The following is a 26,403-nucleotide window of genomic DNA, read 5'->3' as shown; positions in this document are numbered from 1 at the left end:
AGCCCTGCATGAAAATACCCCGAGAGCGTAATGCGCTCTCGGGGTAATGTTAATAGTTTACATTAGCCGTGTAGTTATTGTTTGCATTCCATAATAGATACTCGTTCACGCCGTTGTCTTTCAGGGCACGAATTTGCTCATCTAATTCATGCTTGCCGTATTTAATATATCCAGGCACCCATGATGCTGTGAAATCCTGTATCCAAGGACGAATAACCGGCTTCCAGCCCTTCTTATCAATGGCTTCCAGCTTCTTATTCGTATCCTTGGAAGCACCATTGATTGTAGCGTACGGTGCAGCATCAGGGACCTTGGAACCGAACCAGCCTGTGCTGTAATGGCTTGGGTAAATCATCGGAGCAATAACGTCGACATTCTGCGAGATTTTCTCGAAATCTTGACCAATCCCTTCAGCAGCAGGGACAGAAGCCGCATAGCCGAATATATCGACAGAAACGCGTACGCCTAGAGGTGATAATTGTTCTCTGGCATATTTCACGAATGAAGAGACCGCATCAATCCGTGAACGCTCATCTTTGGTATATTTGAGAATATCTGCTCTTTTCTCAAAGCCCTCAGGGAAACGGACATAATCGAATTGAATTTCTTTAAAGCCAGCTTTGACAGCTTCCTTGGCAACGGCAATATTGTAATCCCAAACTTCTTTGTTATACGGATTGACGAAGCTATCTGGTGGGTTCTTACCGTTCCCCCACACGGTGCCATCTGGATTGATGAAAGATAATTCCGGTTTCTTCTTGGCAAGAATGGTGTCTTTGAAGACGACAATACGTGCAATTGGATAAATGTTATGCTCTTGCAGTGTTGTCATAAGGCCGGGCATATTGCCAATGATTTTCTGAGTTGTTTCCATCGCATCAAGCTCGGCATTCCCGGTTTCCCAAGTAATGTAGCCCCAGTCATCCTTCACATCAATAACCATCGCGTTCAAATCGGTATCATCAAGCAGCTTTACAAGCGTATTAAGTCGCGAACCACCTGCACTATGAGCAGTGGAGTAGATCCCTTTAACAACAGGGGCATCCTTCTGTGGATCTATCTTGTTGACAGGTGCGAGTGGATCCGTCTCTTCCGTAGGCGTAGCAGGTGGTGTTACAGGTTGAACGATAGCTACAGCGTTCTTCGCATCGAGCGAAGCCTGTACAAGCTGTTCAAAGCTTGCCTCGGGGTTTGCGGCCGTAACATTACCCCAAATGAGGGCAAGTGAAGCGAGTAATATTTCCATGATGTATAAGTCCACTCCAATCCTTGTTTCTAGCTTTCATTATAAGGCAAGCGGGAAACTACGCACAGAGGAAATTTGTAGGCTTTTGTAGAACCTTGTATGAGCATTTTGACGCATGTGGAGTAAGCCGTTTGTAGGGTGAGAAATCAAAAACACCCAGAAGCTTGGCCTCCGGGTGTTTAGACTTACTTATTAACTTGTCCTGAGTCACTTTTCGATACTTCAGGGTTAACTTCTTTCCGTGCGATAGTGGGTTGATCATCCGTCGATGAGTTGTTGCCGTTCCCATTTGTTGCATCTTTGAACTCGCGGAACATTTTGCCAAAACCCCGACCAAGCTCAGGCAGTTTATTAGGCCCAAACAAAAGCAGGGCAACGATCGCAATTAGAATGATGTGCCAAGGAGATAGAGCTCCCATTCCAGACACCTCCAGTAAAATTTAAGTTATCTTCAGTATATCATGGACTTATCATAACCCATATAGCCTATTTATTACAATTTTAATAATATTGTCACGGATGGATGCAAAAAAAGACACCCTCAATGGTACAGGGTGTCCTTATGATGTTCCGAAATGCTGAATTGAATAATTTCCATGACATCTTCCGCTGCGAGTGCCTCTATACCGAACCGTAGGACGATCTCGGATTCCAACTCATAGCTGGTTAAAGAGGGATACAACTCGGGCGTTAATTTCATTACAATCCTGGATAATTTGACTGTCTCCACAAGCATCACCCTTCCAATCAGAAGATTAGAATAAGAACTACGCCTGAACCTACCATCGATGAAAACCAGAACTATATGAAATTACATTCATTATAACACAATTCAAACTGGAATAAAGGGGCAAATGGCTGATTTCTCACTTGGGCTTTCGAAATTCCCCTACAACACCAACTGTTTCCACAATATTCACGAACGCTTTCGGGTCAATCTCTTTAATAATTCGCTTTAATTCTACGAGCTCATAGCGCGTCGTAACCGTCATAAGCATATCATGCTGCTGTTTCGTATACGCACCTTCCGTTTTAATTAAAGTGACACCGCGGGGGATCATAAGCAGTTTATTAATGATGGCGTCCTTTTGTTTGGTAACAATGAACGCGGTTACTTTAATATGGCGGATATGTATCATATCTACAGTTTTCCCGCTAATAAAAATAGCTAACATTGAAAATAACGCGAGGTCCCAATTATCTTTAAAATAGCCGAGCGCGACGATGACGATACCGTTCATCGAAGAAAGGATAGTTCCAAGAGGGAAGTCGTATTTCCGGGTTAAGATCAGGCCGACAATGTCAAACCCGCCGCTGGAGCCGCCGATGCGAAGCGTGATACCGCTGCCGATACCGATAAGTACGCCGCCAAAAACAGCACCTAACATGGGATCTTGGGCAACGAAGTTCGTGGGAATAATTTGCATCATCCAAGTTGTTAAGACAACGGATACAACACTAATCATTATGAAACGTTTACCAATCGAAACAAGTCCCCAAATCATCAATGGCATGTTAAACAATAAGTAAAGAAATCCAATATTGTAGTCTGTAAAATAACCAATAATCATAGCAATTCCGGAAACTCCGCCGCTAAGCAGCTGATGGGGAATGAGAAACATATTGAAGCCGACTGCGACAAGCAGTGCGCCAACTAGAATGATTAGAACATCTAGCGCCTTTTTCAAAACAAATCACCTCTAAAATAGTATGCAGCATATTGCAAGTATAATTCATTCTTATAAAACTGCAATCATTATTTAACAAGTGGACAAATAAAAAAACGCATAAAAAAAGCTGTGTCCAAGATAGGGACAACAGCTTTAGTACAGGATTTATCGGCGCTTGAACGAGCCTGTTTTTTTGGTTGTGCTTGGCTTGCTAGTCGTTGGCTTCGTTACTTTATTTGGTGTTGAACCATCATTCTTACGGGCAGTGGAAGAACTTCCAGCGCTCGGATTTGCTGCGCCACTCGTAAATCCGCCCGTTCGATCGGACGTAGTTGGCTTCGTCTCCTTGGAGGAACCTGCCGCGGGTTTAGTCGTTGTTCCCGTTCCGGCATTGTAAGTCGGTGTTTTCGTGTAGCCGCGATAGTCATAGGAACCTTTTTTGCTATACCAGCCTCCACCAAATAAGGATTGAAGCAAGGTGGCTGTCAAGTAGCCTTGTAAGAATGAGGAATCGTAATGGCTCTTGGCATACTCGATACTATCTAGTTGAACTAATGTATTGTTATTATCGGCTGGATCCTTCTGGATATTGATTACCTTGTCCTTATAAACAAGGAACATTTGATCCTCAGATTCCTTACTCTTCTCTTTGGGGGTTTCTTTGGCAGCTAGTTCACTCGCGACAGTTGGCACGTTCTTGCCTTCAACCGAGTAAACCTTGGACATATTGCTTCCCTTGCCATCAACGCTTACTAATGGATATTCATCTTTGATATAACGCCCAGCGTCAGCGCCACATGCGGTTAGAAGAGCGATAATTAGTAAGAAAGAAAGCCATGAAGTCCATCTCTTCATTTTCTAGTAGTCCTCCTTTCAGGGTACATCCGAAACCTGTTTCAATGATAACATAGGTTCGTCTAAGGCGTCGATTTCAAAAATTTAATTTGATTGCCTGGTGTGCGCTCACCCTCTAGGGCAACGAATTTACCATCCTGCCATTGAAGGAAAAAGAAGCGCTGATCCGGTCCGAAATATCGCCAGAAGATGATATCATCCCCACTGCGGAAATCCGTGTTGCCTTCTGTTCGCGAGACATCGTTCCGATGGGATTCCAAGTCGAAAGTGACATCTCCATCCAACTCTAAGCGAGTAGGCACATCATTCGGATCATCTAAAGCTCCTTCAATAAAGCTGCACAAGAAGCAGTCATAGGTTCTGCCTTTTTCCACAATCAAACACTGAATATTTTTGCCGCTTTGTAGATAATAAGCATAGCGATGTGGCGCAAAGCCGCGGTCAAAATAAATGACTTTACCGGAGATCACATATTCCTCTAAGTCTACATTAACAATATCACCAACGCGTGAATCTTCAAGCGGATTACCGGTCGATGCGGTTGTTGGTACTTGCTTTTGACTGCGAAGAATGTTGCTGACACGTTTGAAAATGGACATAAGAAACTCTCCTCTGTACGATTCCGTTTTATTGTTCTCCCCATTAATACGAGTTACTTATTCAATCGGTTTCGTTCGATTCGTTAAAAGAAGCCACTGGCAATGTAGGTATCACTTGTGCTATAATATTTTAGATGTTCTTAAGGGCGGCCAGTTGGATCATGGAAGATGACGAATCGAAAGTGTATTCCACCAAGAAACTATAGAGACGGATAGGAAGTCGTACTTAAGGGTAAAAAAGATACAAGGCATTAGCCTGCCCTGTACAAAAGGAGATTGAATTTATTTGAAAACATTTCAGGAGTTTGGTTTAGACGCATCGGTACTACGTGCGATTACGGAAATGGGCTTTGAAGAGTCCACACCAATTCAAGAGAAAACAATACCATTGGCCATGGATGGCCGTGATTTGATCGGGCAAGCACAAACAGGAACAGGGAAAACAGCAGCGTTCGGTATTCCTTTGGTTAACAAGATCGATGTAAAAGAAGAACGTATTTCAGCGTTAATTATGTGTCCAACACGGGAACTTGCCATTCAGGTTGCGGAAGAGATTGAAAAACTCGGCCGTTTCAAAGGCATTCGTTCTTTGCCAATTTACGGTGGACAGGATATCGTGAAACAAATTCGCGCTTTGAAGAAGAAGCCGCAAATCATTATCGGTACGCCGGGTCGTCTTCTTGACCATATTAACCGTAAAACGATTAAGCTTGATGATGTTAAAACGGTTATTTTGGATGAAGCGGATGAAATGCTTGACATGGGCTTCATGGATGATATCCAATCCATTCTTAAACTAGTTCCAGCTGAGCGTCACACGATGTTGTTCTCTGCAACAATGCCGACGAACATTCAGAAATTGGCTCAACAATTCCTTACGAATCCAGAACACGTTTCGGTCATCCCGAAACAAGTTAGTGCTCCTTTGATCGAGCAAGCTTACATTGAATTGCATGAGAAACAAAAGTTTGAAGCTCTAAGTCGTTTGATCGACATGGAAGCACCGGATCTAGCTATTATCTTCGGTCGTACAAAGCGTCGGGTAGATGAGTTGGCAGAAGCTCTTCAAAAAAGAGGGTATGCTGCTGAGGGTCTTCACGGTGACTTGTCCCAAAATCAACGTGATAACGTAATGAGAAAATTCCGTGACGGCAGTATCGATGTGCTTGTTGCAACTGACGTTGCAGCACGTGGACTAGATGTATCTGGTGTTACACACGTTATTAACTTTGACCTTCCGCAAGATCCAGAAAGCTACGTTCACCGTATCGGCCGTACAGGCCGTGCAGGTAAAGAAGGTACAGCTTGGACTTTCGTTACGCCAAGAGAAATCGATCACCTTCACTTTATCGAGAAGGTTACGCGTCATAAAATCAACAAAAAACCTTTACCTAGCGTAGCGGAAGCTGTTGAAGGTAAACAAAAAATGACAGCTGAGCGTATTTTGGATATGCTTCAAAAAGAAGAGCATTCCGAATTTAAAGGCCTAGCTATTCAATTGCTTGAGCAATACGATTCCGTAAACTTGCTTGCAGCAGCGATGAAGCTTCTTACAGGTGATAAGAAAGATTTGAATATTGAATTAACACCAGAAGATCCGATTCGTGCAAGAAAGAAAAAATTCGACGTTCGCAGCTCAGGTAGACGTGTTGGCGGTGGATACGGTTCAGGATCAGGTTCAAGCGATCGTCGTCAAGGCGGCGGTGGATACGGCGGATCAGGTTCAGGATCAGGTAATTCCTCCAGCGGTGGCTCACGTTACCCGCGTAAGGATAGCAGAGATTATGGTTCAAACAGAGAAGGCGGAAGCAGCTCATCATCGAGAACTCGTGAGTACGGAAGCAATAACTCCGGAAACCGTGATCGTTCCAGAGCGCCGCGCAAAAGTGAAGATACAATTGTAAGCAAATAAAATGTTGCATTAAAAAGGCGGAGATCCTTAGGATCTCCGCCTTTTTTGCAAGTTTATATAGAATTAGAGTACGAAAGAGCTAGTGATGATAACTAACAAGATAAATAGCACCAAAATTGCACCTGCGGATGTTCCAACTGGATGAGACATAGTATCAACCTCCTGAATAAAGATATGGGGGCGGTGCGACTAGACACTACTATATTATGTAAAAGTACCTATAACGACTAGACGTCTACCTATATGATGAAAAATAGGCTATAATTAAGGTTATATACAATAAGACAGGCTTATCGCCATGTCAGAGCAAACAAACAACGTAGAAAGTTTCCAGAAGGAAACGCTAAGGAGGAAGCAGTTTTGGAGTTTAAGGGAGTTATGGGAGGACTGTACAGAATATCAGAGTGGATTATGCGGCTCTCCGTTATTAATTTGCTTTGGATGCTTTGCTCAATTCCGGTATTCTTTTTCCTCTTTATGGGGTTGGTAAGCCAAACACCGGACGCGTTGAAAGCTACGCTGCCGATTCTTGCAATTTTGGCACCGTTTACTTTATTTCCCGCGACGACTGCTATGTTTGCAGTAGCTAGGAAATGGGTGACCGGCGAAGAAGATGTACCTTTGTTAAAAACATTTTTCCGTGGATACAAAGAAAACTACCTGCAAAGCATGTTGGGCGGTATTTTCTTTGTTTTAATCTTCGTGATTATTGCTGTGAACTATTTCTTTTACTTGAAGCAAGGCAGCTCTTTGAAGGTACTAGCCGTCCTGTTTATTGCCTTCACGGTTATCATGATTATTGCTTTGTTTAATTTTTTCTCCATTATCGTTCATTTGCACATGAAGATTTTTCAAATTGTTAAAAATTCAATTTTGATTACAATTGGTAATCCGATCAATTCGATTGTTCTGCTCATTTGTAATGGTGTTATTGTTTATATTTGTTTAACGAAGTTCAATTTCTTCTTAGTTGTTTTCTTCATGGGAGCTATTGTTGCAACATTCTCGTTCTGGCAGTTTAACAGAAGCTTTACGAAGATTCAAACCAAGCAGCAGGAGCTAGAAGAGAAGGAACAACAGAAACTGGCTGAATCGGAAGCGGCTGAAAAGGGCGAAGATGAGCTTCTAGAAACCAATTCTCCGATTAGCTTGCATAAAAAAGATGAGAATGACAAGACTAAAGACTAATCCTGCCAGTTGATAATCAGCGAGGTTGGATCTATAATAAGAAAACAGAAGAAATCTGCGATGCTCGTAACGGTTTTAAGTTGTTTTAAACCAATGACTGTTTCTAGGGAGACCTATATTGAAGTGTGGCTGACATGCCCTCGAAAGGGGACCTCAAATACACCTCTGCGGACACCCACCTGCGAGAGCGGGTTTGAAGCACCAAAACCGGACGGCATAGGCGGGTTTCTTCGAATAAAAAAGAGGTTGAACAGGTGTATTACCTGCTCAACCTCTTTTTTTGTTCAGTTATCAGATAGCTCCGCAAGATCCGTTAACTGATGGAATGTGCTTTGCAGTGTAGGGTACAGGCTGCGATACACGTTATAATAGGCTTCATATTTCTGCTGATTTTGGGTGTTAGGCTCTACGCGATCTGTAACGTGAATCCAATCTTCGCACAGTTTGGTAATATCGACTTGCAAGACGCCTGAAGCAGCCATTATTGCGGCGCCATAAGCTGGGCCATCGGTGGAATTAACAGTGACAACTGGAATTCCGAAAATGTCAGCAATCATTTGACGCCAGAATCGGCTCCGAGCTCCTCCGCCATTAACGCGAAGCTCAGTTACTTCAATGCCGGATTCGCGAATCAATTCCATAGAGTCGCGAAGACCGAAGGTGATGCCCTCGAGAACAGCGCGGGTTAAATGTGCTTTCCCATGTCTAAGATTGAGTCCGATGAATGCGCCGCGTGCCTTCGGATCCGGATGCGGCGTCCGCTCACCAGATAAGTAAGGAAGGAACAATAAGCCTTCGCTTCCAAGTGGAGCCGTAGCAGCTTCAGCTGTTAGAATCTCGTACACATCTTTGCCTTCTTGCTGCGCGCGTGCAAGCTCTTCGCTCGCAAAGTGATTACGCCACCACTGGAACGAGCCGCCAGCCGCGAGCATGACACCCATGCGGTGCCACTTGCCTGGCACGCCGTGACAGAAGGAATGAAGTCGGTACGCTTCATCCACTTGATATGAGTCGTCGTGGACGAAGACGACACCTGACGTGCCGAGCGCCACCGAGGCGATGCCTTGGCGGACGACGCCAACACCAACGGCGCCACAGGCTTGATCTCCGCCGCCGACGACGATCGGCGTGCCTGGGGCTAGGCCGGTAAGAACTGCTGCTTCAGGCAGCAGGTGCCCGGCAATGTCGCCAGACTCATAGAGCGGCGGCAGCCATTCGAGCGGGATCTCTAACCGCTCAGCAACGGTTTGAGACCAGCTGCGATGGGCTACATCGAGCAGCAGCGTGCCGCTGGCGTCGGCCATGTCCATGCCGAACGCTCCCGTCAGGCGCAACCTGACGTAATCCTTCGGCAGCAGGAGATGCCGAACGCGGGAGTAGTTCTCCGGCTCATGCTGCCGGAGCCATAGGAGCTTGGGTGCGGTGAAGCCGGTCAGCGCCCGATTGCCTGTGAGGCGTCCGAGCTCGGCTTCGCCGACGGTCGCTTCGATGTAGGCACACTGCTCCGCGGTGCGCTGGTCGCACCAGAGCAGCGCAGGCCGGATGACCTGCTGCGCCTCATCAAGGAAGACCGAGCCGTGCATCTGGCCGGAGAAGCCAACGCCTGCTACGGCATCGCCAGATACGCCAGTGCTGGCCAGGAGCCCTTGAATGCCTGCGATGGTGGCGTTCCACCAATCTTCAGGATGTTGCTCGGCCCAACCTGGATGGGGTTGTTGCAGCGGATATTCAACGGAATGTGAGCCGATAACTGTACCGGCTTTATCGACTAGAATACATTTAATTGCAGATGTACCTAAATCTAAACCCATAAAATAAGACATGAGGATCACCCTTTATAATGAAGTATGGTCATTGCTTCGATATTCTTTGTTTGTTTATTGAATATACAAAGATAACTTAATCAATGTATTCGCCCATAGCTTCAAATATCCTTCTTTTTCTCTGATTTTTCTGCATTGAATTTTTGGTGAGAATGGCTTGCTTGCAATAACTAGTCCCAAATCTTGCCTTAGGGAAAAATAATTTCATTGGAACATAATTGTTTACCTGTAGCATAAGATGAGGATATGTAGTATACTTCAATTAAAAGTTTCCTTAGAACAACATTATTGGTCTTGCGAAAGAAGGGAAGAACGATGGAAGTTGCAATGAAAAAACCGGATCAGGAACCGAACGGATGGCGGAAAGATTCCTCCATGCCAAGTCTACCTGAAGTTCATCATAGTATGAAAGTACCTAAAAAGGCAGGGTTTTTCCGAAAGCTTCTAGCTTTCGTGGGACCTGGATATCTCGTAGCTGTTGGATATATGGATCCAGGAAACTGGGCGACGGATTTGGCGGGCGGTTCACAATTTGGATATACCCTGCTTTCAGTTATATTAATTTCTAATTTAATGGCCATTCTCCTACAGGCTTTATCCGGTCGTCTAGGTATCGTGACAGGTCGAGATTTAGCGCAGGCGTGCCGTGATCATTATAGTAAGCCCGTTTCTTATGCGCTTTGGTTTTTATGCGAGCTTGCCATAGCTGCATGTGACTTAGCTGAGGTTATTGGGGCCGCGATTGCGTTGCAATTACTTTTCGGTTTACCGCTCATCTATGGCGTTATTCTGACTTCACTCGATGTTCTCTTGGTGCTAATGCTCCAGAAGAGGGGCTTCCGTTACATTGAAGCAATGGTCATTAGTTTAATCGTACTAATTATGGTGTGTTTCATCATGGAACTTATTTTCTCTCAACCAGAATTTGCTGCAGTGGCAGCAGGCTTTATTCCTACAACTGAAATTGTAACGAATCCAGCTATGTTATATATTGCACTTGGTATTCTAGGTGCGACCGTGATGCCGCATAATTTATATTTGCACTCATCCATTGTTCAGACGCGTCAAATTGAACCAACGATCGAAGGGAAACGCGAAGCGATTAAATTCTCGACAATCGATTCAACCGTTGCCTTAATGCTCGCGTTATTCGTTAACGCGGCGATCCTCATTCTTTCAGCGGCAGCCTTTCATTCAGCTGGGAAAGAAGTTGCGGAAATTCAAGATGCGTATCATCTTCTTGGGCCGATGTTAGGTACTGGAGCAGCAAGTATATTGTTCGCAGTCGCCCTCTTAGCATCAGGTCAAAACTCAACGCTAACCGGAACACTAGCTGGACAGATCGTCATGGAAGGCTTCCTAAATATCCGATTAACGCCTTGGCTGCGTCGGTTAATTACACGCTTGATTGCAATTATACCTGCGGTTATCGTGATTGGTATTTATGGGGAAAGCGGAGCAACGGATTTGCTCATTCTAAGTCAGGTTATTTTATCCTTACAACTATCTTTTGCAGTGATCCCGCTTGTTACTTTCACATCGGATCGTAAAAAGATGGGTGAGCTGGTTATTCCGAAGTGGATGGCGATTTTAAGCTGGTTTGTAGCCATTGTAATTGCAGGGTTAAATGCCTATCTGTTATATAGTACATTTTTTGGATAATCGAATAGATCACATGCGAAAATCGGGGGCGTAATCCTCCGATTTTCAATTTCCTCTTTTTCTAAAGGCTAATCAATGGTATTATAGAGAATAGTGTTGAAATGGCAAGTGGTCTACATGCACTTCATTGAAGGGGGAAAGGGCTTTTGCTAAAGAGAACTTTAATCGGATTAGTACGTAGTCATGAAACGACAGGGGAAAAAGCCAGAGATCCTTTACTCAAAACTAGATATTTTAAGCTGCCGAAAGAGCAGGTTTGGGAAGAGGTAACGGCTGTATTGAAGAAAACGCCGGGGTACAAGCTACTTCACGAGGTTCCGAATGTGGGAGAAATCCTTGCTGAGCGTAGAACAGTGACTGGGAGAACCCAAGACGTAACATTGACGTTGTTTGCCATAAATCCTGTGAAAACGGCTGTTGATATTTATTCAGCTTCACGTGGGTCCATGGGGGACCTTGGTTCCAATTATCGTACAATTCTAGATATTTATAAACAATTAGACCGTAAGCTTGCTTCATATAAAATCGATGGATAACAAAAACAGCAGGGAAGCTTGGCCTCCTTGCTGTTTTATTTGTGTGTATTAAACTAATTTTTTAACAGCTTCAACAGCTGCTTCATAGTTAGGGTGAGCTGTCATTTCGCCAAGGTACTCAACGTATTGAACAGTGTCATTAGCGTCGATTACGAAAATAGCGCGCATATCCAATTGAATTTCTTTGATCAATACGCCATAAGCTTCGCCAAAGGATTTTGTTTTGTAATCGGACAACGTGATCACTTTGTCGATACCTGCAGCGCCGCACCAGCGAGCTTGTGCGAAAGGAAGATCAACACTGATTGTAAGAACAGCAACATTCTCGCCAAGGCCAGCTGCTTCTTCGTTGAAACGACGTGTTTGTGCGTCACAAACGCCAGTATCCAAAGAAGGAACTACAGAGATCAATTTCACTTTACCTGCATAATCAGCAAGTGTTACTTGTGTCATCAAATCTTTGTTAACTGTGAAATTTGGGGCTTTGTCACCCACTTTGATTTCGGGTCCTACCAAAGTGATAGGATTGCTTTTCAGGGTAGCAACACCAGTGCGTTCTTGTGCCATTGAATTATTTCCTCCTTTATTATCCATGCTAAATAACAACTCACTTATTATAAGCTTTTTCCAGATAAGTTGTCCAATTGTTGCTGTAGGGCTATAATCGGAGTCAAAGAACGGATTTTGTTTCGTCATCATGTAGTTAAGTCGGGGGATTTACTCACGTGGAATTAAGACAATTGCAATATTTTGTGAAAGTAGCGAGGAAACAACATGTGACCCAAGCAGCGGAAGAGCTGCACGTGGCGCAGTCTGCAGTTAGCCGACAAATTCATTTGCTGGAAGAAGAGCTCGGCGTTGATTTATTTGTGCAAAAGGGGCGGAATTTACATCTGACCTCTGTTGGTCATCTATTTCTAAGTCGAGTTGAAGGCATTCTAACTGACTTGGAGCGCGCTGTTGGCGAAATTCATGAATTTCTTGATCCAGAAGCAGGAGAGATTCGTATTGGATTCCCACATAGTTTAGTCATTAATTTACTTCCTGCGGTTGTTGCGGCTTTTAAGAAAAATCATCCGAATGTGAAGTTTAGATTGCGTCAAGGTACATACACCTCATTGATTCGTGATGTTTCGAGAGGGGAGATCGACCTCGCCTTTATTTCACCCTTTCCAGAATCACATGAGCATGTGACGGGTGAGATTCTATTAACGGAAGAGTTGTTCGCCATTATTCCTTCCAATCATATTCTCGCGGACTATACCTCGATTCGACTCGAGCAATTAAAGAATGAGCCCTTTGTTATGTTTAGTGAAGAATACACGCTTCGAACAATCGTGATGGAGGCTTGTCACAAGGCAGGATTCGTGCCGAAAATTGAGTTCGAGGGTGAAGAGACAGATACGATTCGAGGTCTTGTTGCCGCGGGTATGGGAGTCAGCTTGCTTCCGTCGATGGCTTTATTGGAAGGTGGGCAAATGCAACCAGTCAAGATTCGTGTTACGGATCCTCAGGTTACGAGGACGGTTGGGTTAATTTGTCGCAAAGGTGTGAAGCTGCCGCTGGTGGCTGAAGTGTTCCGACGTTTCCTAAATGAATATTTCAAATGAGAAAAGCTCTCCCAACAGGTGCCTTAGCAACTTGAAATGGGAGAGCTTTTTATTGTTAATCGTTGTTATTACGACCATTGAAAATCATGATGTATTTCAGAAGCTCAAGCACTGAGATCAACGCAGCGGCAACATAGGTTAGCGCGGCAGCATTCAAAACTTTAGCCACACCACGTTCTTCTTCATTAGAGATGAAGCCGTGTGCTACCATTTCATTGCGAGCTCTGGTGCTGGCGTTAAATTCAACGGGTAACGTAACTAATTGAAAAGCTACGGCTACGGCGAAGAAAATAATACCGATTTCAAGCAGCCAAGGAATCTGTTGAAAAATGAATCCTGCTATGATAAGGATTGGAGCCACGCCAGAGGCGAAATTAACAACAGGAAACATGCGATGTCTTGCAACCAACATAGGATAGTGAACTTGATGTTGAATTGCATGACCTACTTCATGACAGGCAACAGACACGGCTGAGATGGAGCTTTGGAAGTAGACGGGCTCCGATAACCGTACTGTACGTGCCATTGGATCGTAGTGGTCTGTCAACGTGCCTGGTACTGCTTCGACAGGCACCTCATAAAGACCGTTGGCATCTAACATCCTTCTTGCTGCTTCGGCACCCGTCATACGAGAGTACACCGGAACGCTAGACCACTTCTTGAAAGTCCCGCGCACTCGGAATGAAGCCCACATGGAAAGGGCGAACGCAATAATAATTAGAATATCCATCGGGTAATGAAACATAGGGCACTCCTCCGTAATTCAATTATGAGAACGGATTTTTACCTAGAAGAACAATAAGTGCTTCAATGCACGCTGCGGTCGGTTGTGTTAGGATGTGATACAGCTTTTTCAACTGTTTAGGCTTTAATTGCTGAACGAGCGGGCTCAGCTCCTTGGCTTCCTTCATTAATTGTTCAAGATGAAGTTGAAGGGATGTGAGCTTATCTGTCACTGTATCGTCGGAGGACACTTTACTCCATTGTTGTAAATTTACTTTGATTTCCTCTAAGGTATATTTCTCGTTCTTCATTGATTCAATACGCTTCAGTCGATGCAAAGTTTCATCGCTGTATAGTCGGTAGTTCGTTTCCGATCTCTTCTCTGGTTCAATTAAGCTCAGCTTGGTGTAGTAATCAATGGTACGAGGGCTGACATCAGCAAGCTTAGCGAGCTCTCCGATTTTGTAAAGCTTCTCATTCCCCATGCTAAATTCACCTCTACTCCAATGGTTTGAATTTCTTTCTTCTATATATAAACATGATAACTGATTGCAAACCGTACAGTCAAACGTGATACTTCGGAAAGCTGACATCGGAAAATGATGTAAATCGCGTGAATAAAGAACGCATATGAGGCTAAACACGAATTATGCCTGTTTCATGTCAGGTTATTTTTCGCTTTTTTCAATTTTTTGATGAAATTCCTATTGTCAAACCCAAATAACCTGTATATAATGACATTAAGAGTTTCATTACATGTTACTTAATCTAACATTAAAGGAAGTGGTCGTATGGTTAAGAAAATGTTGTTAGCTTTCGGTCTTATGTCATTATTGTTCCCTACACTCGCATTTGCAGCGGATGAGGCAACGGTACCACAATTACAGAGTGCAATTGATGCAGTGTGGGTTATGTTAGCAGCAATCTTAGTCATTTTCATGCAAGCTGGTTTTGCACTTTTAGAAGCGGGATCAACTAGAATGAAAAATGCCGGTCACGTAGCCGGTAAAACGATTTTAACTTTCGGATTATGTGCCATTGCATTCTGGGCTGTAGGTTTCGGTTTCGCCTTCGGTGATGGAAATGCATTCTTCGGAGAAACGGGCTTCTTCGTAACAGGTTTAGAAGATCAAGCTGCTGCAGCATTCGGATCTCTATCCTTCTCTGATGTGCCAATCGGCATTAAATTTTTGTTCCAATTAGCTTTCGCTGGTGTCTCCCTTGCAATCGCTTGGGGCGGATTCGCAGAAAGAGCGAAACTTCCAGTTTACTTCATCTTCGGAATTTTGTTCACAGTCATTATCTATCCAATCGTAGCGCACTGGGTATGGGGCGGCGGCTGGTTGAGCAAATTGGGTATGCAAGATTTCGCGGGCTCAACGGTAGTTCATTTACAAGGTGCGACAGCAGCTTTGGTTGCAACGATCTTGCTTAAACCGCGTATTGGCAAATATAATAAAGATAAAACGCCAAACTTGATTCCTGGTCACAACCAAGTATTGTCTGTACTCGGTGTTATCATTCTTTGGATCGGTTGGTTCGGTTTCAACCCAGGTAGTACGCTAAGTGCAATGGGCGACGGATTCTTCGGTTACATCGCGTTGACTACGAACATGGCTGCTGCGGCAGGTGCAGTTGCGGCGCTAGTGATCTCTTGGATGTACTTTGGTAAAGCGGATATTCCTAGTATGTTGAATGGTGTTCTGGCTGCACTTGTTGCCATCACGGCTGCATGTGCGTTCGTAGACGCTTGGGCTGCTCTTGTAATTGGTGCAGTAGCTGGTATCGTAACATTCTTCACGGCACAATGGTTCGAAAGAGCTGGAATCGACGATCCGATCTATGCTTTCTCTGTACACGGTATCGCTGGTATCTGGGGTACATTATCCACTGGTTTGTTCGCAACGCCTGAGCTTTCAGCTAAGGTAGGAGTCGGTGGTGCAGGTTTATTTTACGGCGGTGGCTTCCACCAACTAGGTGTTCAAGCGTTAGGTCTTGCAGGAGCTCTAGCATTCGTACTTGTTCTTTCCTTCATTATTCTAGGCATTCTTAAAGCTACTATTGGTCTTCGTGTTACAGAAGAAGAAGAAATCATTGGTCTGGATCTGTCTGAGCATGGTTCATACGGATATCCTGAGCAAATGAAAAAAGCAGCTCAAAACGGCGTGTCCGTTTAATAACACATATACTTTCTACTAGAGCAAAGGGGATGCAACATGAACCATCTCTCAATGGAACGGATCCTGGAACGCATTTATCAATCGGAGCAATTCGAAGAGATGCGTAAAACCAGAGATCAGGTGCATGAGATGTTTCGGGAGCATCTCCTTTTTTCCAATACTTCTGAAATAGGACAGCAAATCAATCAAGTACATGATGCGTTGATTCAGAGAACGGCTCAGCTAGCTGAGCATTTACTTGAGGATGAAGGTTACGGGAAGCCGCCTGTCGCCTATGCTTTTATTCTATTGGGCAGTGGTGGTAGAAGGGAACAGACACTCTGGAGTGATCAAGACAACGCACTTATTTATGAGGAAAGTGAAACGCATACGCAAGAAGAAATAAATGCCTATTTTGAAAAGCTTACTTCGTATATTCTTCGCGGCTTGGATGTGTTAGGTTACCCGCCCTGTGAAGGGAATGTCATTTCGAGCAATCCGCAATGGCGAAAGTCGCTGCATGGATACACGGAGATGATGAATGGCTGGTTTATGGAACCGGATTGGGAAAATGTGCGATATCTGCTCATTTTGGCGGATTTGCGTTGTATTTATGGTTCCGAGGCATTGGTAAAGAAGTTGAAAGAAGCATTTCTTACTTATGTCCAGGAGCATCCTAGTATCTTGAAATATTTGCTATCGAATACGTTACATCACAAAATTTCGTTAGGTGTATTTAGAAATTTAATTACAGAGAGATATGGCGAAGATGCGGGTGGATTTGACATCAAATATGGCGCTTATATTCCGATTGTAAACGGGGTTCGACTGCTTGCTATTCAAGCAGGGATTCTGGCTACTTCTACATTAGAACGAATTAAGCAGTTAAAGACCAACGCTGTCGTGTCAGAGCAACTGGCAAGTGATTGGGAAATCGCTTTTTCTATCGCGCTACAGCTTAGAGGTACGACTCCTTTCCAGTTAGATGAAGAGAAATATACGACCAGGGGTAAACTTACTAGGGCTCAGCTAGACAAGGAAACTCGTATGCAATTAAAGCGATGTCTGCGGACGGGGATTGAATTGCAGAAATATGTCAGTAAATCCATTGGATCACACATAGAGAGAGAAAAAGGTTAGATAATCGGAATCGGAAATCACGTTTCATTTGTAGGGAGTGGTGACTGAAGTGAAAGATATGCGTCCAGCAGGTCGTATGTGGCATTTGTATAAGATGGGTGGATTGACGCCAGCTCTAACCTCGATGTTTGATGCACAAAGTGCGCAGCAAATGGCCTTCATTCGGTCGATGTTGAAAGAGCAACGGAAGGATTCTTTGTTTGAAATTCCCCTACATTCGATGGAAATCGTGGTGTTTGATCTTGAAACGACGGGCTTCTCTCCCTATAATGGTGATGAAATTATTTCATTCGGCGCTGTCTCTGTTATTGGTGGTGAGGTGCAGACGCAAGATACCTTTTATAAAATGGTAAACCCAAAGCGTAAGATACCAGATGAGATCGTGAAGCTCACGGGAATTACGAATGAAATGGCAAGTGATGCGCCTGATTTGATTGGTGTATTAAGTGATTTCTTGGAATTCGTTCAGCAGAAAATCCTAGTGGCACATGCGATTGGCCATGATAAAAACTTTTTGAACTCGGCCTTGTGGCGTACGTCAAAAGTTAGCTTATCCCATCGTGTCCTAGATATTATGATGATTGTGAAATGGCTCATGCCCAAACGGAAAAACTTAAGCTTGGACTCCCTTCTTCATGCTTATGACATTCCTGTTACCGTGCGTCACCATGCGCTTGAGGATGCGCTCATGACCGCACAGCTTTGGTCCCGATTCATGGAAGAAATAAGAGCTAGAGATGTGGATACGCTAGGCGATTTATATGCTTTATTAAGCCATCATTGACCGATGACAAACGAAAGTTTGTGATATGCGGTAGTGGTGGTTTTTTTTAGGCGATAGACCTGGAGGTCGGGATTTCCTGCGCGTTGTAAGGATAAGATCCAGTAAGTTGGCATCATGTGCCAGAGCGTTTGGAGATCCTCAGCTGAAGGGATGGGGGGCGCTGTAGGGTGTGAATGAAATAGACCAACAATCGGACGATTGCGATCACTTAGATAGGGAAGCATATCAATGGGATTAATGGCAAATTGCCGAGTTGGATGTATAGCAGTATTGAGCAAAGGGATAAAGGTATGTACATGAAGTTCCTCTGTCTGCAAGGAGGGGTCTTCTCCTAGCAGGATGCCACATGCTTCATTGGGGAGCGAATGCAAGCTGTGCAATACCATTTCGTCATATAACTTCTTAGGTAAATGTACGCTCACGATCGCTCCCGCCCCTCACATTGCATCGAATGAGGTTAGTATATCATGTTTGTTCTTTCAATTCTGCCTTCGGCTTAATGAAGAAATATACGAGGGCGAGCATGAGAATAGCTAATGAGGCGACTGTGATGAAGAGTGTCTTGTGTGAGATACTCATGAGCCAACCGAATAGGGGCGGGCCAAAGGCGACGCCAATAAAGCGTAAGCTATTATATAGCGAAGTGATCATACCGCGTTGCTCACGCTCGACCGACCCGGTTATGAGTGTGTTTAGGCAGGGGAGGAGGAGTCCTGTCCCAATCCCGCTTAGTGATAATAAGCCAATGAAGACATACAGGTTTCCATTAAGGAAGGTTGCTAATGCAAGTGATACGATCATGATGATGAGACCGATATTCATGAGCCAACGCATAAGCTTGCCATTTTGTTTTATTTTAGCTCCCGTGGTATAAGAGGTAATGACGAGGCAGAGTAAAGGAATGGCGAGGATAAGTCCTTTGCGAACGCCTTCGATGTTGTAGGGCTTTTCTTCCAAAATTTGCGAGAGATAGAAGAGTACGCCGAATAAAATAAATAGCGTGATGGAACCAGCGACAAAAGCGGGTAGCAGCCAGCGGCCTTTGCTCCTCAGGATGGTTTTGATTTGGTTCAAATATTGTTTAAGGGGTTCGGCCTCTTTCTCTTTGGCAGGTTCTTTGATCATAAAAATAACGGCAAGTAGAGCAAGCAAGCAAAAAAGTGGAAAGGCAAAAAAAGGCGCGAACCAAATTATTAACGCTAGTAGAGAGCCTAAAATAGGACTAACAACCTTTCCGATTCCGTTGGAGGCTTCGATGAGGCCGAGAGCTTTACTGGCTTTGGGACCTTTATAGATATCTCCTACTAGGGCCATAGCAATAGAGGCTGTACCTGCCGCTCCGAGGCCTTGTATAGCACGGGCAGTGATAAGTGTAGGGTACGAGTTCCAGACGGCGCCAAGCCCTGCGAGTATCCCCGCAGAACCGTATACAATGAGTGAAGGGATAATAACAGTTTTGCGGGTGAAGCGATCAGATAAGTAACCGGATACCGGAATGAAGATGCCTGCAGTAAGCGAAAATAGGGTTATGATAAGTGAGCTTTGGAAACGGGATATGCTCATTTTCTCTTGCAAATCAGGGAGGATTGGGACAAGTGTAGAATTGCCAAGAACAAGCACCAAAGGGATGGACGCAAGTGCGAGATATTGCCAAACGCTCCCTTTCTCGCCGGCGTCTGTCTTTTTTTTGTCAGACGTTTCTTCGTGTTCGTAAATATTCATTCTATCTACAGGTGCCTTACCTTTATGTTTGATGGCAGCGTGCTTCATAGGAACATTTCCTTTCATCGCAAAGAGTAGGATTACTTTTCCCTAATTGGATGAAAGCATACTTATCGATTGTTATGTTGGAATTTACGTCGAATTGGAGATAATATAGAGGGAGTGGAGGTTGATACTGTGAAGAAGAATCTCATCGCAATCGCTTTCGTCTTCGTATTGGCGGGCTTTGCGGTTTATCAAAATGTGCAGAATGAAAATAAACAAACCCTAATGCCAAGCGAGCAAGCGGCAAAGGTTAATTTCTTAGCTCCTTCTTTTACATTGCAAGGCTTAGATGGGAAGGATTATTCCGTTGGCGGGCCGCGTGAAAAGCCGATGTTTGTGAATTTTTGGGCATCCTGGTGTGGTCCTTGTGAGGAAGAAGCGCCTGATCTGGTGAATTTGTATAAAAAATATGAGGGGAAATTCGATCTTTATGCGGTGAATGTGACGCCTGGGGATAAAATGGACAATATTAAAAAATTCGTGGATACCTATGAGTATCCTTTCCCCGTGCTGCTCGATAAACAAGGGACGAATGCGGATACCTATAATGTTATTGCAATCCCCACGAGCTTTCTTATTGATAAAAATGGCGTGATTCGGGAAATCATCCATGTGCTTTCCCCGAAGGAGCTCGATAAGAAGATGGCGAATCTTTTGAAGGAAGAATGATGTGAAATAATAAAAGCTGCAAGAGAGCAATTCATGCTCTTGCAGCTTTTTCGTTTAAGTTCAATGATTCACTAAGCCTAAGCGTTCCTGTTGCTCTGTTTTTGCAGGCTCAACACGTTGTCTGCTGATTAAAGCATAACGCAAGCTGTCTACGAGAGCGTACCAACTCGCTTCGATGATATTAGTGGATACGCCAAGCGTATTCCAAGTTGATTTGAAGTCGGTTGATTCCATGAGAACACGAACCTTGCCGGCTGTTGCGTCCTTCTCGTCCAATACACGTACCTTATAGTCAGAAAGATGAACATTCTTAATATCAGGGTAATATTGAATGAGTGCTTTCCGTAAAGCATTATCTAAGGCATTTAAGGGACCGTTCCCTTCGGCCGCGGTGTAAATCGTTTCGCCGTGCACCTTCACTTTAACAATAGCTTCGGAAACGACTGAATGGTTAGGCGTTTTTTCAACGAGCATTTTGAAGGATTCGAGGGTGAAAATTTCTTCAAGTCCTTCGAACGCCTCACGTAACAGGAGTTCAAGCGTGGCATCGGCACCTTCGAATTGATAGCCCTGAYGCTCCATGTCCTTAATCTTCTCAATCACTTCTTTTGTCTTCTGGTGTTCTTTATTGAAATCCAAGTTAAGCTCTTGTGCTTTGACAAGTACGTTGCTTTGGCCTGCAAGCTCTGAAACAAGCACGCGTTGTTTATTTCCTACGAGCTCAGGCTTCGTATGTTCATACGTACTTGCATCCTTGAGGATAGCGGAGACATGAATGCCGCCTTTGTGAGCAAATGCCGCATTACCAACATAAGGTTGGTTAACTGGCATATGCATGTTGGCGATTTCGCTGACATATCTCGAAACGGATGTGAGTGATTTCAATTGATCCGTGGAGATCACATCATAGTTAAGTTTCAATTGTAAATTAGGGATAATCGAGCTCAGGTTGGCATTTCCACAGCGTTCACCGTAGCCGTTAATCGTCCCTTGGACTTGTCTAGCACCAGCTTGTACGGCAGCGAGCGAGTTAGCTACACCTAATTCACAATCGTTATGGGCGTGAATACCTACTGGTGTAGAGACGTGCTGCGTAACTGTCGTTACGATCGCTGTGATCTCATTAGGTAAGGATCCGCCATTCGTATCACAAAGCGTAATCCAATCAGCTCCAGCGTCTTGCGCCTTTTTGATTGTTTGCAGCGCATAGTCGGGATTATTTTTGTAGCCATCGAAGAAATGCTCAGCATCATAAATGACTTCCATCCCGCTGCTTTTTAGGAAGAGAACAGAGTCATAAATCATATTCAAATTTTCTTCAAGTGTCGTTTGAATGGCCGTAGTTACATGAAAGTCCCATGACTTACCGAAAATCGTTGCGACTGGAGCGCCTGATTCTACTAGTCTATTTAGGTTAATGTCGTCCGCGGCAATTGAATCTTTCCGTCTTGTGCTTCCGAACGCGGTAATTTTGGCATTGGTGAAAGTCATCGTGCGAGCCCGCTCAAAGAATTCAATGTCTTTGCTGTTGCTGCCCGGCCATCCGCCTTCAATATAATGAACCCCCAGCTCATCGAGCTTACGGGCGATTTTGATTTTATCCTCGACGGATAGGGAGATACCTTCTCCTTGAGTTCCGTCTCGCAGGGTGGTATCGAAGATTTTGACTGATGTTGGCATGGGTTCCTCCTTCAAAAGCTAGCAAAGTGACTTCGGTGTAAGTAATGTGTGTAGTTTCGCTTGCTTTAAAGCGCTAATGTATAATTTACGATTATAACATAAATGTTCAGCTAAAGACATCATAATGTGAAATCGCATTGACTTAAATGATTATTTTTTTGACAACTCAGGATGTATATGTTTCACTCGAGTAGAAGGCTCTGAAATTTGATTCACTAACACTGGGAGGGAAAGCATATGGTGTCCGTAGAGCATCATTATCCCAAGCAAGGCAGAGTCATTTTACATATTGATATGAATGCTTTCTACTGCTCTGTTCATGAAGCTGTAGAGCCTGACTTATATAAGGGAAAGCCTCTTGCTGTTGCAGGGAGTGTGGAGCTGCGTAAGGGGATCGTCGTTACTTCATCATATGCAGCGCGCTCATTAGGGATCAAAACAGGCATGCAAGTTAGGCAAGCGTTAAAAATATGTCCGGATCTCATCTTAATCAGACCTGACTTCGATCTCTATCGTAATTTCTCCAGGCGGTTCATGCAGATAGTCTATGGATATTCACCGATGGTAGAATCTATGTCTATCGATGAATGTTTTGTAGATATCACAGGATCTAAACAGTTTGGAACACCGCTTGAAATTGCAAATAGTATTCAAAAAAGAATTATGCAAGAGTTGCAATTACCATGCTCCATTGGCGTTGCGCCCAATAAGCTGCTGGCCAAGATGGGTTCAGATATGAAGAAACCGAATGGGATTACGGTTTTGCGGTTGCGTGATGTGCCATCCGTATTTTGGGACAAGCCTTGTAATTACTTATATGGTATTGGGAAAAAAACAGCGGAAAAGCTTATGCGGCTTGGTATCCATACGTTAGGACAGTTGGCAGTAGGAGACGACACGCTGTTAAGTAAGCACTTCGGCGTGATGGGCGCTCACTTGAAGCGCGCTGCCAATGGTATTGATCCCTCTGTGGTGAATCCAGAGCAAGAGCAGAGTAAGTCAATCGGACATACGACGACATTGCCGCGTGATTATACGGATCGCGTCGAAATCCATCGCGTCCTTCTGAATCTAGCGGATCAGGTAGCGAGAAGACTGCGTAAACAAGAGCTCTTGACTTCAACGATTCAAATAACGATCCGCGATCCTGAGATGAGGACGATTACCAGATCTCTTACCCTGCCAACGCCAACTGAGCATATGGATGATATATATCGGACCTCCTGTCAGCTATATGATCATCAATGGGAGGATGGAAATCCGGTTCGACTCTTAGGAATTACGTTGCAGAATTTGATCGCCAAGGAAGAATCCTATGTGCAGCTCGATTTATTTGATTACGAGAAGCAGCCGCGCAGGGAGAACCTGAATAGAGTCATGGATGGATTACGTGATAAATTTGGAGAAGGTGTGATTCTAACGGCTGGGATGATGAGCGATGATCCATCGTCCTTAATTCGAAATCACAAAGTAAGAGGAACGTCCTTGCAGATGGACCATTTGCGAAATAATCCTCTTCATAAGGATAAGGGAGAGTGAGGGAGCATGGCTCATTGCTTGGGCTTCGCTGGATATTCCAATAGTGGGAAAACAACTTTGGTTGCTAAGCTTATTATTGAAATGAAACATCGCGGCCATCAGATTGCAGTGATGAAACATGATGCGCATGGACATTATAAAGAAGTGAAAGGAGCCGACTCAACAATTTTCGCCGAGTCTGGCGCTGATGTTGTGGTTACACTTTCACCTGATGCCATACACGTTTATGAGAAGAAGGAAACACCGAGCCTGGAAGAGCTTTTACTAACGTATGCCCATCTTGACTATATTTTTATCGAGGGTTTCAAGAGGGAAAAGCATCCAAAGATTGCCGTTTATCGTACAATGGAGCAAAGAGAGATGATTAGAGGATTGGTGTCAAGTCCGATTGCGGTTGCGACCGATCTATCTAATCTAGAAGATGACTTTGCTCATCCACGTTTTAATTTGAATGATATCCGTGGAATTGCAGACTTTATTGAGAAATATTTTGGAGATTGTCAATTTTAAGGTTTGAACTTTGTCCGTATTTATATTATATTTTACAATGAGGATAATTTGAGGAGGAGTAGAAAACATGGCTAAGTATACATTTGTTGATAAAGATACTTGCATCGCTTGCGGCGCTTGCGGAGCTACAGCTCCAGATATCTATGATTACGATGATGAAGGTTTGGCAGAAGTGATTTTTGATGGAGATGGAAACAAAGGGGTTACTGAAATTCCTGAAGATCTATTTGATGATCTGCAAGATGCTCAAGATGGCTGCCCGACTGACTCCATTAAAGTTGCGGATTCACCTTTTAGCTAATCATAATTAAAGATTCATTTTGTGAGAAAATCACGAAATGTCGAAAGAGCTCGTTTCCTGAAAAGGAACGGGCTCTTTTTTTTTGATGAAAAACAGTGAAATTTGTAACAATTTATTGCCAATATTTACATAGCATCTTACAATGAAACTAGTAAACTCGGGGAGGATTATATGGGTAAGAAGAAATGGATTAAGACTTTAGTAGTAGGACTCTTATTAACATTGTTATCGACATATTTCTACACGGCGCAATCGAACGGTTTATTTTACTTTGTTGAAAGTCCTCTTCAAGATAACTTACGTGGCGCGAAATCGGTCGATGAGCGTCAGCCGGATGATCGAATCAAGATTATTAAAATCGATGATAAATCACTTGCTGCCATCGGGAAGTTTCCATGGGATCGAAGTACATACGCACAAGTCATAGAGAAGTTGGAGCAATCAGGTGCAGCGGCTATTGGAATTGACGTTGTGCTCGCAGAGCCTTCGAAGAACCCTGCTGACGATAAAGCATTAGCTGATGTGCTAGCGAAGTACTCCAATATTATATTGCCTGTACAAATCAACTACCCCTCTAAACAAAAGTCAGAAGGCGAATTAGTTCCTGATAAAGTTGATTACCCTTCCTCGACCCTAACGACCAAAAGAGATCAAATGGCCAATATCAATGTGTTTGTTGATGAGGATGGCAAAGCACGCAAGCTGCCAGTCGGTTTACCAGATGAGAAAGGTACGTACATTCCGGCATTCAGTGTTGCTCTTGCGAATTTAGTTTTGGAAGATCATGAGAAGGTAAAGCGTGATGCTGAAACTGGCGAATGGTTGCGTGGTAATGAAATATTGCCAACCAACGAAAGAGACCAAGTGACAACAGAGTTCTTCACGGAGCCAAGACAAAAGATAGATGCGACAACAGGCTATGAAATGCTGTCATTCGTTGATGTTCTGAATAGCACCAAGCCGTTGGCACTCGAAGGTAGTATAGTGCTTGTGGGTCCATTTGTAACGGCCATGCAGGATGAATACCCGACACCGATTTCCTCCGTCAAGATGTTTGGGATTGAAATTCATGCCAATATGATTCAAACCCTATTAGAGAGTGTTTTTTACAAGGATGCTTCGAGCTCGGCTGGGATCGCTATTATTCTACTTATTTCGTTACTTGCCATTATCTTGTTTGAAAGGTTCAATGGGAAGACTGCTTTATTCATTTTCCTAGGCATGTTCGTGATCTATGGCATGGTATGGTTAGGATTCTATACCATTGGTTCCATGTTCTTGCCGCTTGTATATCCGCAATTTGCATTAGTTACCATCTATGTATGGTCATTAGTTAGCCATTACTTAGAAGAACGAAAAGAACGGAATCGGGTTACTGGTATTTTCGGTAGATTCGTTTCCAAAACGGTTGTGGATGAGCTTCTTCAGTCAGGTGAAGATGTAAAGCTTGGCGGAAGTCGCAAAGACATTTCATTGATATTCGTTGATATTCGCGGRTTTACCCCGATGTCGGAACGACTAGAGCCAGAACAAGTTATTCAAGTGTTGAATGAATATCTGGATGTCTGTACGAAAGCAATCTTCAAGTTCAATGGAACATTGGATAAATTCATTGGTGATGGCGTTATGGCGATGTTCGGCGCACCCATTGAGTATGATAATCATCCAGAAATGGCCGTACGCTCTGCGATCGAGATGAAATCACAAGCAGATCTTCTCGAGCAGAAGTTGATTAAGAATTATGGCATCGGTGTGAAATTTGGACTAGGGATTAATAGTGGTCCTGCGGTTGTTGGTAATATCGGATCTGAAGATCTAAGGCTGGATTATACAGCAATTGGCGATACCGTTAACTTGTCAGCTCGACTTGAATCTAATGCCAAACCAGGACAGATTTTGATTAGTGAACAGACGTATGAGCGTGTCAAAGGACTATTTGAGATTGAATCTATTGGTGAGATCAAAGTAAAAGGAAAAGAAAAACCGGTCACTGTGTATGAAGTTATCGGGTATTTAAAATAGAGTTGCTT

26 protein-coding genes and 1 other RNA gene are annotated in these 26,403 nt (G+C 43.9%); 14 read left to right on the top strand and 13 right to left on the bottom strand.

The genetic code is table 11. From position 1 onward, the window contains the following. Positions 1-49 precede the first annotated feature (49 nt). The 6 genes from AC1DVJ_RS15690 to AC1DVJ_RS15665 all read right to left on the bottom strand — a co-directional run bounded on the left by AC1DVJ_RS15690 (position 50) and on the right by AC1DVJ_RS15665 (position 4,370). Entirely contained in the window at positions 50-1,246 is a 1,197-nt protein-coding gene (locus AC1DVJ_RS15690; protein WP_477592170.1) for a putative glycoside hydrolase, read from the bottom strand. Positions 1,247-1,431: 185 nt separating this feature from the next. After that, complete coding sequence (locus AC1DVJ_RS15685; protein WP_477592169.1) at positions 1,432-1,665, bottom strand: Sec-independent protein translocase subunit TatA/TatB; 234 nt, start codon at positions 1,663-1,665, stop codon at positions 1,432-1,434. Between the two features lie 122 nt (positions 1,666-1,787). Continuing rightward, on the bottom strand, positions 1,788-1,982 hold the full coding sequence (locus AC1DVJ_RS15680; protein ID WP_028556555.1) for a hypothetical protein: 195 nt from the start codon (positions 1,980-1,982) through the stop codon (positions 1,788-1,790). 130 nt (positions 1,983-2,112) lie between these two features. Next, positions 2,113-2,934 (bottom strand): YitT family protein, encoded by an 822-nt coding sequence (locus AC1DVJ_RS15675; protein ID WP_477592168.1) that lies wholly within the window; start codon positions 2,932-2,934, stop codon positions 2,113-2,115. Between the two features lie 147 nt (positions 2,935-3,081). Then, on the bottom strand, positions 3,082-3,771 hold the full coding sequence (locus tag AC1DVJ_RS15670; protein WP_477592167.1) for a DUF4247 domain-containing protein: 690 nt from the start codon (positions 3,769-3,771) through the stop codon (positions 3,082-3,084). 62 nt (positions 3,772-3,833) lie between these two features. Beyond that, positions 3,834-4,370, bottom strand: coding sequence for a DUF4178 domain-containing protein (locus AC1DVJ_RS15665; protein WP_477592166.1), 537 nt, complete (start codon positions 4,368-4,370; stop codon positions 3,834-3,836). Between the two features lie 286 nt (positions 4,371-4,656). Between AC1DVJ_RS15665 and cshA the strand changes: the two genes are divergently transcribed. From cshA to ssrS, 3 genes are all read left to right on the top strand, one after another. Continuing rightward, on the top strand, positions 4,657-6,282 hold the full coding sequence (gene cshA, locus AC1DVJ_RS15660; RefSeq protein ID WP_477592165.1) for a degradosome RNA helicase CshA: 1,626 nt from the start codon (positions 4,657-4,659) through the stop codon (positions 6,280-6,282). Between the two features lie 360 nt (positions 6,283-6,642). Further along, positions 6,643-7,470 (top strand): YesL family protein, encoded by an 828-nt coding sequence (locus AC1DVJ_RS15655; RefSeq protein ID WP_477592164.1) that lies wholly within the window; start codon positions 6,643-6,645, stop codon positions 7,468-7,470. Between the two features lie 49 nt (positions 7,471-7,519). Continuing rightward, positions 7,520-7,701: non-coding RNA, 6S RNA (gene ssrS, locus AC1DVJ_RS15650), on the top strand. Positions 7,702-7,754: 53 nt separating this feature from the next. Here the strand turns inward: ssrS and xylB are convergent. Beyond that, on the bottom strand, positions 7,755-9,293 hold the full coding sequence (gene xylB / locus AC1DVJ_RS15645) for a xylulokinase (protein WP_477592163.1): 1,539 nt from the start codon (positions 9,291-9,293) through the stop codon (positions 7,755-7,757). Positions 9,294-9,608: 315 nt separating this feature from the next. Here xylB and AC1DVJ_RS15640 point away from each other — a divergent pair, with 315 nt between their 5' ends. Then, on the top strand, positions 9,609-10,955 hold the full coding sequence (locus AC1DVJ_RS15640; RefSeq protein WP_477592162.1) for an Nramp family divalent metal transporter: 1,347 nt from the start codon (positions 9,609-9,611) through the stop codon (positions 10,953-10,955). A gap of 146 nt (positions 10,956-11,101) precedes the next feature. Then, on the top strand, positions 11,102-11,491 hold the full coding sequence (locus tag AC1DVJ_RS15635; protein WP_477592161.1) for a DUF1499 domain-containing protein: 390 nt from the start codon (positions 11,102-11,104) through the stop codon (positions 11,489-11,491). A gap of 48 nt (positions 11,492-11,539) precedes the next feature. On the opposite strand, the gene tpx is transcribed toward AC1DVJ_RS15635, so the two are convergent. Continuing rightward, a complete protein-coding gene (gene tpx, locus AC1DVJ_RS15630; RefSeq protein ID WP_477592160.1) occupies positions 11,540-12,058 on the bottom strand; it encodes a thiol peroxidase in 519 nt (172 codons plus the stop codon). A 158-nt stretch (positions 12,059-12,216) separates the two neighbouring features. Between tpx and gltC the strand changes: the two genes are divergently transcribed. Beyond that, a complete protein-coding gene (gene gltC / locus AC1DVJ_RS15625; RefSeq protein WP_477592159.1) occupies positions 12,217-13,101 on the top strand; it encodes a glutamate biosynthesis transcriptional regulator GltC in 885 nt (294 codons plus the stop codon). Positions 13,102-13,156: 55 nt separating this feature from the next. Here the strand turns inward: gltC and AC1DVJ_RS15620 are convergent, their stop codons facing one another. Both AC1DVJ_RS15620 and AC1DVJ_RS15615 read right to left on the bottom strand, forming a co-directional pair. Next, positions 13,157-13,846, bottom strand: coding sequence for a zinc metallopeptidase (locus tag AC1DVJ_RS15620; protein ID WP_477592158.1), 690 nt, complete (start codon positions 13,844-13,846; stop codon positions 13,157-13,159). A gap of 22 nt (positions 13,847-13,868) precedes the next feature. Next, positions 13,869-14,309 (bottom strand): MerR family transcriptional regulator, encoded by a 441-nt coding sequence (locus AC1DVJ_RS15615; RefSeq protein WP_477592157.1) that lies wholly within the window; start codon positions 14,307-14,309, stop codon positions 13,869-13,871. A gap of 306 nt (positions 14,310-14,615) precedes the next feature. On the opposite strand from AC1DVJ_RS15615, the gene AC1DVJ_RS15610 reads away from it, so the two are divergent. Genes AC1DVJ_RS15610 through AC1DVJ_RS15600 form a run of 3 tightly spaced genes read left to right on the top strand, consistent with a single transcriptional unit; the run spans position 14,616 to position 17,907 of the window. Continuing rightward, positions 14,616-16,001: an ammonium transporter gene (locus AC1DVJ_RS15610; RefSeq protein WP_477592156.1), complete on the top strand. Its 1,386-nt coding sequence runs from the start codon at positions 14,616-14,618 to the stop codon at positions 15,999-16,001. A gap of 39 nt (positions 16,002-16,040) precedes the next feature. Then, on the top strand, positions 16,041-17,123 hold the full coding sequence (locus AC1DVJ_RS15605; RefSeq protein WP_477592155.1) for a DUF294 nucleotidyltransferase-like domain-containing protein: 1,083 nt from the start codon (positions 16,041-16,043) through the stop codon (positions 17,121-17,123). Between the two features lie 49 nt (positions 17,124-17,172). After that, positions 17,173-17,907 (top strand): exonuclease domain-containing protein, encoded by a 735-nt coding sequence (locus AC1DVJ_RS15600; protein WP_477592154.1) that lies wholly within the window; start codon positions 17,173-17,175, stop codon positions 17,905-17,907. Here AC1DVJ_RS15600 and AC1DVJ_RS15595 read toward each other — a convergent pair. Next, the gene (locus tag AC1DVJ_RS15595) at positions 17,901-18,329 is read right to left on the bottom strand and encodes a M67 family metallopeptidase (RefSeq protein ID WP_477592153.1); all 429 of its coding nucleotides are present in this window, start codon (positions 18,327-18,329) and stop codon (positions 17,901-17,903) included. The two genes, AC1DVJ_RS15600 and AC1DVJ_RS15595, sit on opposite strands and share 7 nt — an antisense overlap. 43 nt (positions 18,330-18,372) lie before the next feature. Next, positions 18,373-19,629 (bottom strand): MFS transporter, encoded by a 1,257-nt coding sequence (locus tag AC1DVJ_RS15590; protein WP_477592183.1) that lies wholly within the window; start codon positions 19,627-19,629, stop codon positions 18,373-18,375. A 177-nt stretch (positions 19,630-19,806) separates the two neighbouring features. On the opposite strand from AC1DVJ_RS15590, the gene AC1DVJ_RS15585 reads away from it, so the two are divergent. Continuing rightward, complete coding sequence (locus AC1DVJ_RS15585; RefSeq protein ID WP_477592152.1) at positions 19,807-20,343, top strand: TlpA family protein disulfide reductase; 537 nt, start codon at positions 19,807-19,809, stop codon at positions 20,341-20,343. A gap of 60 nt (positions 20,344-20,403) precedes the next feature. Here AC1DVJ_RS15585 and cimA read toward each other — a convergent pair whose 3' ends face one another. Continuing rightward, positions 20,404-22,023, bottom strand: coding sequence for a citramalate synthase (gene cimA / locus AC1DVJ_RS15580; protein WP_477592151.1), 1,620 nt, complete (start codon positions 22,021-22,023; stop codon positions 20,404-20,406). Positions 22,024-22,260: 237 nt separating this feature from the next. Between cimA and AC1DVJ_RS15575 the strand changes: the two genes are divergently transcribed. The 4 genes from AC1DVJ_RS15575 (at position 22,261) to AC1DVJ_RS15560 (ending at position 26,395) form a co-directional block, all read left to right on the top strand. Next, complete coding sequence (locus AC1DVJ_RS15575) at positions 22,261-23,562, top strand: DNA polymerase IV (protein ID WP_477592150.1); 1,302 nt, start codon at positions 22,261-22,263, stop codon at positions 23,560-23,562. 6 nt (positions 23,563-23,568) lie between these two features. Next, positions 23,569-24,072 (top strand): molybdopterin-guanine dinucleotide biosynthesis protein B, encoded by a 504-nt coding sequence (mobB, locus tag AC1DVJ_RS15570; protein ID WP_477592149.1) that lies wholly within the window; start codon positions 23,569-23,571, stop codon positions 24,070-24,072. 67 nt (positions 24,073-24,139) lie between these two features. Next, positions 24,140-24,373, top strand: a complete 234-nt coding sequence (locus AC1DVJ_RS15565) for a ferredoxin (protein WP_028556576.1) — start codon at positions 24,140-24,142, stop codon at positions 24,371-24,373. A gap of 171 nt (positions 24,374-24,544) precedes the next feature. Then, positions 24,545-26,395 (top strand): CHASE2 domain-containing protein, encoded by a 1,851-nt coding sequence (locus AC1DVJ_RS15560; protein WP_477592148.1) that lies wholly within the window; start codon positions 24,545-24,547, stop codon positions 26,393-26,395. Positions 26,396-26,403 lie beyond the last annotated feature (8 nt).

The sequence above is a fragment of the Paenibacillus sp. P4_A9 genome (assembly GCF_056402415.1).
Note: the sequence above shows the minus strand (reverse complement) of the source record. Positions and strands in the feature narration are given on the sequence as shown.

What these genes read in the sequence shown, in the direction of transcription:
- mobB (WP_477592149.1), top strand. Translation starts at nt 23,569, where the DNA reads ATGGCTCATTGCTTGGGCTTCGCTGGATATTCCAATAGTGGGAAAACA.
- tpx (WP_477592160.1), bottom strand. Translation starts at nt 12,058, where the DNA reads ATGGCACAAGAACGCACTGGTGTTGCTACCCTGAAAAGCAATCCTATC.
- AC1DVJ_RS15620 (WP_477592158.1), bottom strand. Translation starts at nt 13,846, where the DNA reads ATGTTTCATTACCCGATGGATATTCTAATTATTATTGCGTTCGCCCTT.
- AC1DVJ_RS15640 (WP_477592162.1), top strand. Translation starts at nt 9,609, where the DNA reads ATGGAAGTTGCAATGAAAAAACCGGATCAGGAACCGAACGGATGGCGG.
- AC1DVJ_RS15665 (WP_477592166.1), bottom strand. Translation starts at nt 4,370, where the DNA reads ATGTCCATTTTCAAACGTGTCAGCAACATTCTTCGCAGTCAAAAGCAA.
- AC1DVJ_RS15590 (WP_477592183.1), bottom strand. Translation starts at nt 19,629, where the DNA reads ATGAATATTTACGAACACGAAGAAACGTCTGACAAAAAAAAGACAGAC.
- AC1DVJ_RS15670 (WP_477592167.1), bottom strand. Translation starts at nt 3,771, where the DNA reads ATGAAGAGATGGACTTCATGGCTTTCTTTCTTACTAATTATCGCTCTT.
- AC1DVJ_RS15690 (WP_477592170.1), bottom strand. Translation starts at nt 1,246, where the DNA reads ATGGAAATATTACTCGCTTCACTTGCCCTCATTTGGGGTAATGTTACG.
- AC1DVJ_RS15680 (WP_028556555.1), bottom strand. Translation starts at nt 1,982, where the DNA reads ATGCTTGTGGAGACAGTCAAATTATCCAGGATTGTAATGAAATTAACG.
- AC1DVJ_RS15685 (WP_477592169.1), bottom strand. Translation starts at nt 1,665, where the DNA reads ATGGGAGCTCTATCTCCTTGGCACATCATTCTAATTGCGATCGTTGCC.
- AC1DVJ_RS15575 (WP_477592150.1), top strand. Translation starts at nt 22,261, where the DNA reads ATGGTGTCCGTAGAGCATCATTATCCCAAGCAAGGCAGAGTCATTTTA.
- AC1DVJ_RS15565 (WP_028556576.1), top strand. Translation starts at nt 24,140, where the DNA reads ATGGCTAAGTATACATTTGTTGATAAAGATACTTGCATCGCTTGCGGC.
- xylB (WP_477592163.1), bottom strand. Translation starts at nt 9,293, where the DNA reads ATGTCTTATTTTATGGGTTTAGATTTAGGTACATCTGCAATTAAATGT.
- AC1DVJ_RS15615 (WP_477592157.1), bottom strand. Translation starts at nt 14,309, where the DNA reads ATGGGGAATGAGAAGCTTTACAAAATCGGAGAGCTCGCTAAGCTTGCT.
- AC1DVJ_RS15610 (WP_477592156.1), top strand. Translation starts at nt 14,616, where the DNA reads ATGGTTAAGAAAATGTTGTTAGCTTTCGGTCTTATGTCATTATTGTTC.
- AC1DVJ_RS15605 (WP_477592155.1), top strand. Translation starts at nt 16,041, where the DNA reads ATGAACCATCTCTCAATGGAACGGATCCTGGAACGCATTTATCAATCG.